This window comes from Bradyrhizobium sp. 62 (assembly GCF_023073035.1).
Classification (GTDB): Bacteria; Pseudomonadota; Alphaproteobacteria; order Rhizobiales; family Xanthobacteraceae; genus Bradyrhizobium.
Map to the genome: position 1 here is coordinate 474751 of NZ_JADPIT010000016.1, position 7895 is coordinate 482645.

At 64.1% G+C, this 7895-nt stretch carries 7 protein-coding genes; 3 read left to right on the forward strand and 4 right to left on the reverse strand.

The features are described from left to right. The 3 genes from IVB47_RS21210 to IVB47_RS21220 form a co-directional block, all read right to left on the reverse strand. Positions 1-399, reverse strand: a 399-nt coding sequence (locus IVB47_RS21210) for an ATP-binding cassette domain-containing protein (protein ID WP_247463947.1), incomplete at its 3' end; no start/stop codon positions are given. 4 nt (positions 400-403) lie between these two features. Beyond that, positions 404-1249, reverse strand: a complete 846-nt coding sequence (locus IVB47_RS21215) for an ABC transporter permease (RefSeq protein WP_247404779.1) — start codon at positions 1247-1249, stop codon at positions 404-406. Between the two features lie 264 nt (positions 1250-1513). Beyond that, entirely contained in the window at positions 1514-2485 is a 972-nt protein-coding gene (locus tag IVB47_RS21220) for an aliphatic sulfonate ABC transporter substrate-binding protein (protein ID WP_247404783.1), read from the reverse strand. Positions 2486-2672: 187 nt separating this feature from the next. Between IVB47_RS21220 and IVB47_RS21225 the strand changes: the two genes are divergently transcribed. After that, positions 2673-5462: a [protein-PII] uridylyltransferase gene (locus IVB47_RS21225; protein WP_027566047.1), complete on the forward strand. Its 2790-nt coding sequence runs from the start codon at positions 2673-2675 to the stop codon at positions 5460-5462. Positions 5463-5596: 134 nt separating this feature from the next. On the opposite strand, the gene IVB47_RS21230 is transcribed toward IVB47_RS21225, so the two are convergent. Further along, a complete protein-coding gene (locus IVB47_RS21230) occupies positions 5597-6127 on the reverse strand; it encodes a methylated-DNA--[protein]-cysteine S-methyltransferase (RefSeq protein ID WP_247463950.1) in 531 nt (176 codons plus the stop codon). A gap of 9 nt (positions 6128-6136) precedes the next feature. On the opposite strand from IVB47_RS21230, the gene IVB47_RS21235 reads away from it, so the two are divergent. Together IVB47_RS21235 and IVB47_RS21240 are read left to right on the forward strand one after the other, a co-directional pair. Next, entirely contained in the window at positions 6137-6580 is a 444-nt protein-coding gene (locus IVB47_RS21235) for a DUF1304 domain-containing protein (RefSeq protein WP_247463952.1), read from the forward strand. 135 nt (positions 6581-6715) lie between these two features. After that, a partial coding sequence (locus tag IVB47_RS21240; RefSeq protein ID WP_247463955.1) for an ABC transporter substrate-binding protein occupies positions 6716-7895 on the forward strand: 1180 nt, incomplete at its 3' end.

Genomic DNA, 7895 nt, shown 5'->3' on the forward strand with positions numbered 1-7895 from the left:
TGCCTGCCCGCCCGAGAGCTCGCGCGGCCACGCCTGCGCCTTTTCGGCCAGCCCGACACGCTCGAGCGCACGCGCCACCTTTTCACGCCGCTCGGTCGCGGGCCCATCGGCGAGACCGAAGCCGATATTATCGGCGACGCTGAGCCAGGGCAGCAGCCGCGGCTCCTGGAAGATGATGCCGATCTTGGCATGCGGCGCGGCGATCGCCTCGTTGTCGAGCGTCACCGCGCCCGAGCTTGCGCGGTCGAGGCCGGCGATGGCGCGCAGCAGCGTGGACTTGCCGCAGCCCGAGCCGCCGATGATGGCGACGATCTCGCCTTGCCTGATCTCGGCGGAAAAGCGCGCCAGCGCCTGCACGCCGTTGGGATAGGTCTTGCTGACCCGGTCGAGCGCCAGCATCGCCTTATGCTCCCACCGTACGCCCGAAGGCGTCCTGCCAGCGCAGGAAGGGCGCAGCCGCGATCTCGATCAGCCAATCCGTGAGCTTGCCGAGGATCGCAAAGATCACGATGGCGGCGAGGATCTGCGCGGGCTTGCCGAGCTGCTGGCCGTCGAGCAGGAGATAGCCGAGGCCTTCGGACGCGCCGATCAGCTCGGCCGCCACCACGAACATCCAGCCCAGACCAAGACCGACGCGCAAGGACACGACATAGGCCGGCAGCACCGCAGGCAGCAGGATCCGCCGGATCATGGCAGGTCCAGAGAGACGGAAGGTGCGACCGACCTCGACGATCTTGCGATCGACGATGAGGATCGCGCCCATCACGCCGAGATAGACCGGGAAGAACACGCCGACCGCGATCAGCGCGATCTTCGAGGTCTCGAAGATGCCGAGCCAGAGAATGAACAGCGGCACCCAGGCCAGCGAGGGGATAGCGCGCAGCGCCTGCACGGTCGGATCGAGCAGCCTCCGCGCTAGCGACCAATAGCCGGATATGGCGCCGAGCAAGGTGCCCGCGACCACGCCGAACGCAAAGCCAAGACCAACGCGCCACAGTGTCGCGGCGATGTGACGGACCAACTCGCCGGAGCGGGCAAGATCAACGATGGTGGCGAACACGCGCGAGGGCGGCGGCACCAGCCGGCCATTGGACCAGCCGCGCCAGACCAGGAACTCCCAACCGAGCGCGAGGGTCAGCGGCAGCAACACACCCAGCAATGGACGCGCATAACGCGACAACCACGAAGGCGCGGCGGCGCTTTCGGCCGGTTCCGTGGTCTGTTGCAGGACTGGCGCCTCAGAGATCATGGCCGGTAGGAAGCGCGTCTCGTCAGGGAATGCAACACTACTCTTGCCGCGCCCTCCGCTGCTTTTCCCTTCTCCCCTTGTGGGAGAACGTGGCATAGGCGACCTTCAGCCGCCGTCCTTAAAAGAACGCCGACGCTTCGCGGCGGCTATGGCGCCGGATGAGGGGTTCTCTCGGCTCGCAATACTGAGCGTGAGGAAAGATACCCCTCACCCGCCTCGCTTCGCGAGGCACCCTCCCCCACAGGGGGGGAGGGAAAGAGCACCTTAATTCGTCGGCAGCGGGACCTGGTCATCGATCAGAGCATCGAGCGTCGCCTTCACATCGACCTTGGCATCGACCACGCCGGCCTGTTGCAGGGCGAGGCCTGCGGCGAGGATCGACTCGCGCTGGGGCGCGCCGATGCGGCTGTGGGTCAGCTCGGTGCGCTCCTTGAGCTGCTTGTCGACGACAGGTTCCGGCAGCTTGGTCACGGCGATGAAGGTCTTCTTGAGCTCGTCGTAATTCGCCAGCGAGTATTTGCGCGCCTCTTCGTACACCGCGAGCACGCGGCGGGCGGCGTCCGGATAGTCTTTCAAAAACTGCTCGCGCACATTGAGGATGCCCCAAGTGTTGGCGTCGGCCTTGCGGTAGAACAGTTTCGCGCCCTCCTCGACCTCGGCCTGCGCCATCATCGGATCGAGCCCGGCCCACGCATCGACGTCGCCGCGGATCAGCGCGGTCTTGCCGTCGGCGTGCTGGAGCAGCACCGGCGTGATGTCCTTTTCGGTGAGACCTGCGCCAAGCAATGCGCGCACCAGGAAGATGTGCGGATCGGTGCCGCGCGTTACCGCGACGCGCTTGCCCTTGAGGTCGACGACATTAGCGATCTTGGAATCCTTTGATGTCACCAACGCCGTCCATTCGGGCCGCGAATAGACGTAGATCGACTTGATCGGGTTGCCGTTGATACGGGCGACCAGCGCCGCCGAGCCCGCGGTCGAGCCGAAGTCGATCGAACCGGCGTTGAGGAATTCGAGCGCCTTGTTGGAGCCGGCCGACTGCACCCAGGTGACGGTGATGCCGTCCTTGGCGAACTCTTTTTCCAGGAGCCCCTTCTGCTTCAGGACCATCGACACCGGATTATAGGTCGCCCAGTCGATACGGATTTCCTTGAGCGGATCAGCCGCCCGCGCCACGGGGGACATGGCGAGAGCGACCGCTCCCGCCAACAGTATGCGTCGTGTAATCCTGATCATGCCCGGCCTCCTCAAAACTTCATTGCTTTTCAATGAGTTATATCTAGAAATCAACGAGAAAATCCATCCCTCGAAAGCGCGCCGGCTGAGAACAGCTTTGCCCAAAGCCGCACCTTTCCAGCATGGAACGACTATTGCGAGAGAATGGCGGGTGACAGCGCCGGCCGCCTCTTATATCCGGTGAGACATGGACAGCGTTGCGACTGAGCAGAAGGCCGAGGTGGACGATCGCTTCGACACCGCGCGGATCACCGCCGCGGTCGATGCGCTTGCCGAGAAGCACCAGGGACGCGAGGACGCGTTCCGCACGGCCATGGCGCAACTGCTCAAGGCCGAGCTGATTGCGTCGCGCGCTGCGGCACAGACGATCCTGCTGAAGGACCGTCACGGCCGGCGCTGCGCCGAGCGGCTGTGCCACGTGCAGGACGAGATCATCCGCATCCTGTATTCGGCGGCAACTCGTCATCTCTACCGCTCGCCGATTCCGAGCGGTGCCGAGCGCATGGCAGTGGTGGCGACCGGCGGGTATGGCCGCGGCCTGATGGCTCCCGAGTCCGACATCGATCTGCTCTTCATCCTGCCCTACAAGCAGACCGCCTGGGGTGAGCAGGTCGCCGAGGCCATTCTCTATTGCCTCTGGGACATGGGGCTGAAGGTCGGTCACGCCACGCGCTCGGTCGACGAGTCGATCCGGCAGGCGCGCGGCGACATGACCATCCGCACCGCGATCCTGGAGACGCGCTTCCTTACCGGCGACCGGCCGCTTTATGACGAGCTGGTCGCCCGCTTCGACAAGGAGGTCGTGCAAGGCACCGCGTCCGAATTCGTCACCGCAAAGCTCGCCGAGCGTGAGGAGCGGCATCGCCGCGGCGGTCAATCGCGATATCTGGTCGAACCCAACGTCAAGGACGGCAAGGGTGCCCTGCGCGACCTGCACACGCTGTTCTGGATCGCGAAATACGTCTACCGCGTGAGCGACACCGACGAGTTGGTCGACCGCGGCGTGTTCGACGCGCAGGAATACCGCACCTTCCGCCGCTGCGCCGACTTCCTCTGGTCGGTGCGCTGCAATCTTCACTTTTACTCCGGCCGCCCTGAAGAGCGCCTCTCCTTCGACCTCCAGCGCGAGATCGCGGTCCGGCTCGGCTACACCTCGCATCCCGGCATGCAGGACGTCGAACGCTTCATGAAGCACTACTTCCTGGTCGCCAAGGAAGTCGGCAATCTCACCGCCATCCTCTGCGCCAAGCTCGAGGACCAGCAGGCCAAGCCCGCGCCGGTGCTGAGCCGGATGATGGCGCGGCTTCGCCCCACCGCGGTGAAGCGGCGGGTGCCCGACAGCGACGACTTCATCGTCGACAACAACCGCATCAACGTCGCCGCGCCCGACGTCTTCAAGCACGATCCGGTCAATTTGATCCGCATCTTCCGCCTGGCGCAGAAGAACAATCTCGCCTTCCACCCGGACGCGATGCGCGACGTGACGCGCTCGCTCGGCTTGATCAACGCGCAGATGCGCGAGAATCCCGAAGCCAACCGGCTGTTGATGGAGATCCTGACATCCGACAACGCGGAAATCGTGCTGCGGCGGATGAACGAGACCGGCGTGCTCGGCCATTTCATCCGCGCCTTCGGCAAGATCGTCTCGATGATGCAGTTCAACATGTATCATCACTACACCGTCGACGAGCATTTGATCCGCTGCGTCGGCTTCCTCCAGGACATCGAGCGCGGCGGCATCGAGGAATTCGCGGTGGCAAGCGACCTGATGCGCAAGATCCGGCCGGAGCATCGCTCCGTGATCTACATCGCGACGCTGCTGCACGACGTCGCCAAGGGTCGGCCCGAGGACCACTCGATCGCCGGCGCCAAGGTGGCGCGACGGCTTTGCCCACGGCTCGGCTTCAGTCCGGCCGACACCGAACTCGTGGCCTGGCTGATCGAGGAGCATCTGACGATGTCCACGGTCGCGCAGTCGCGCGATCTCTCCGACCGCAAGACCATCGAGAATTTCGCCGCCGTGGTGCAGTCGGTCGAGCAGATGAAGCTCTTGACGATCCTGACCACCGCCGACATCCGCGGCGTCGGTCCAGGCGTCTGGAATGGCTGGAAGGCGCAGCTTTTGCGCTCGCTGTACTACGAGACGGAGCCGGTTCTGACGGGCGGCTTCTCGGAGGTTGACCGCGGCAAGCGCCTCACGGCCGCATACGCCGAATTCCGTAACGCCTTCGCGGAATGGCCGGCGGAGGAGCTCGACGCCTATATCGGCCGGCACTATCCGGCCTATTGGCTCAAGGTCGAGCTGCCGCGCAAGATCCGGCACGCGCGCTTCGTCCGTGCCAGCGAGCAGGCCGGCCACAAGCTCGCGATCAATGTCGGCTTCGACGAGGTGCGCGGCGTCACCGAGCTGACCATCTTCGCCGCCGACCATCCCTGGCTGCTGTCGATCATCGCGGGCGCCTGCGCCTCGGCCGGCGCCAACATCGTCGACGCCCAGATCTACACCACGACCGACGGGCGCGCGCTCGACACGATCTCGATCTCCAGGGAATACGACCGTGACGAGGACGAGGGCCGACGCGCGACGCGCATCGGCGAGATGATCGAGGACGTGCTGGAAGGCAAGCTGCGTCTGCCCGAGGTGGTGGCGCGGCGCACCGTGCGCGGCAAGGCGCGGCCGTTCGTGATCGAGCCGGAAGTGACCATCAACAACCAATGGTCCGACCGCTACACAGTGATCGAAATGTCCGGCCTCGACCGGCCCGGCCTGCTTTACGAGCTGACCACCGCGATCTCGAAGCTCAACCTCAACATCGCCTCAGCCCATGTCGCGACCTTCGGCGAGCGCGCCCGCGACGTGTTCTACGTCACCGATCTCCTGGGCGCACAGATCAGCGCGCCGACACGCCAGGCCGCGATCAAGAGCGCGCTGACCCACGTGATGGCCGGCGACAAGGCGGTTCAGCCCGCGGCGTGACTTTCTCTCGTCATTTCGGGCTGAATCATCATCATCGCGCCGGACGTCGAAAGTCGGCCAGGGCTCGCCCGGGTCCACATCCGAAGCTTGAGGCACAGCGCCACCGATTGCTCAACACATTCTTAGGCGGGCTCTTAGACCGCCACGCCTTCGTGCCGCAGCAGCCAACGCTTGCGCTCGAGGCCGCCGCCGTACTTCACCAGAGAACCATCGGCGCCGATCAGACGGTGGCACGGCAGCACCACGCTGATCGGATTGGAGCCGTTGGCATGGCCGACGGCGCGAATGGCCTTGGGCATGTCGATCCTGGCGGCGAGCGCGCCGTAACTCATCGTGGTGCCGGCAGGAATTTGCGCCAACGCATTCCAGACCTTCTGCTGGAACGGCGTGCCGGCGATGCACCAGGCGATGCCTGAGAGCTGGCCGAGATCGCCGTCGAAATAATCCGACAGCGCAGTCCGCATGGCTGCGGGCGCGGGCTGGTCACGCAACTCCACCACACCGTAATGCAGGCGCAAGAGCTCGCGCATGCGGTGCTCGTAATCCGCCCAGTCGAGCGCGCGCAAGGTGCCCGCAGCGTCGGTGACCAGCAGCGCAATCCCAATCGGGGTCGCCAGCCGATCGAGGCCGAAGCTTACAGGTGATTTGGTCGGTCGCGCGGGCATTGCGGCACCATGGCATCGAAACACGCCATCGCAATTGCCACGCCGGCCGTGCTAGCGTCCACCCGAAAGCTGACGCCGGGGGAGCTCAACTTGTTCTGGGTCGCGAATATCCTGGTGGCGCTGGTCGCCGCACTGCACGCTTACTTCCTGATCCTAGAGATGTTTCTCTGGGACAAGCCGCAGGGCTTGAAGGTTTTCCGCAACACGCCGGAGAAGGCAGCGACCACAAAGGTGCTGGCCGCCAACCAGGGGCTCTATAACGGCTTCCTGTCCGCCGGCCTGGTCTGGGGGCTGGTGCACGGCAATCCGGCCTTCGCGTTCCAGATCAAGGCATTCTTCCTGCTCTGCGTGATCGTGGCCGGCGCTTATGGCGCAGCGACCGTCAGCACGCGCATCCTGATGGTGCAGGCGCTGCCGGCGGCGCTCGCGCTGTTAGCGCTGTTCCTGGCCTGAGACGCCATAGCGCGGCGCCGCGATCCTTGCGCGTCGCCTGCCGTTCCTCCACAATCTCCGACAGCGATGGCGACCGTTGGCAATCAACGGGACAAGACCGTCGGTCGGAAATTCCGTCAGGAGGAACAACCCCACATGAGCAATCGCAGAGCCTTCATCACTGCCACGGCGGCGCTCGCCTTCGCGTTCTCCGCCAACCAAGCTCTCGCCCAGAAGAAATACGACACCGGCGCGAGCGACACCGAGATCAAGATCGGCCAGACCGTGCCGTTCTCCGGGCCCTATTCCGTCTACGCCAATATCGGCAAGACCCAGGCCGCCTATTTCAAGATGATCAACGACCAGGGCGGCGTCAACGGCCGCAAGATCAATCTGATCCAGTATGACGATGCCTATTCGCCGCCGAAGACGGTCGAGCAGGTGCGCAAGCTCGTCGAAGGCGACGAGGTGCTGTTCACCTTCCAGATCATCGGCACCGCCGCGAACGCCGCCGTGCAGAAATATCTCAACGGCAAGAAGATCCCGCAGCTGCTGGCCTCGACCGGCGCCGCGCGCTTCAACGATCCGCAGAACTATCCATGGACCATCGCCTACAATCCCAACTACGTGTCCGAGGGGCGCATCTACGCCAAGTACATCCTCAAAGAGCATCCGAACGCCAAGATCGGCGTGCTCTATCAGAACGACGACATGGGCCGAGACTATCTCGCCGGCCTCAAGAGCGGTCTCGGTGACAAGGCCGCCGGCATGATTGTCGGCGAAGTCTCCTACGAGGTCACCGATCCCACGGTGGACTCTCAGGTGGTCAAGCTGAAGTCGTTGGGCGCCGATCTTTTCTATGATGCCTCGACACCCAAGTTCGCGGCGCAGGCGATCAAGAAAGTCGCCGAGCTCGGCTGGACGCCGGTGCACATTCTCGACATCAACGCGAGCCCGATCTCGGCGACGCTGAAGCCGGCCGGCCTCGACATCTCCAAGGGCATCATATCGACCCAATACGGCAAGGAGCCCGGCGATCCGCAGTGGAAGGACGATCCGGGCGTGAAAGCGTTCTTCGCCTTCATGGACAAGTATTTCCCCGAAGGCGACAAGCTCAACACCGTCAACACCTATGCTTATTCCGTCGCCGAATTGCTGACACAAGTTCTGAAACAGTGCGGCGACGACCTGTCGCGTGAGAACGTGATGAAGCAGGTCGCCAATATCAAGGACTTCACCCCGAGCTTCGCGCTGCCCGGCATCAAGATCAACACCGGGCCGAACGACTACCGCGTCAACAAGCAGATGCAGATGATGAAGTTCAACGGCGAACGCT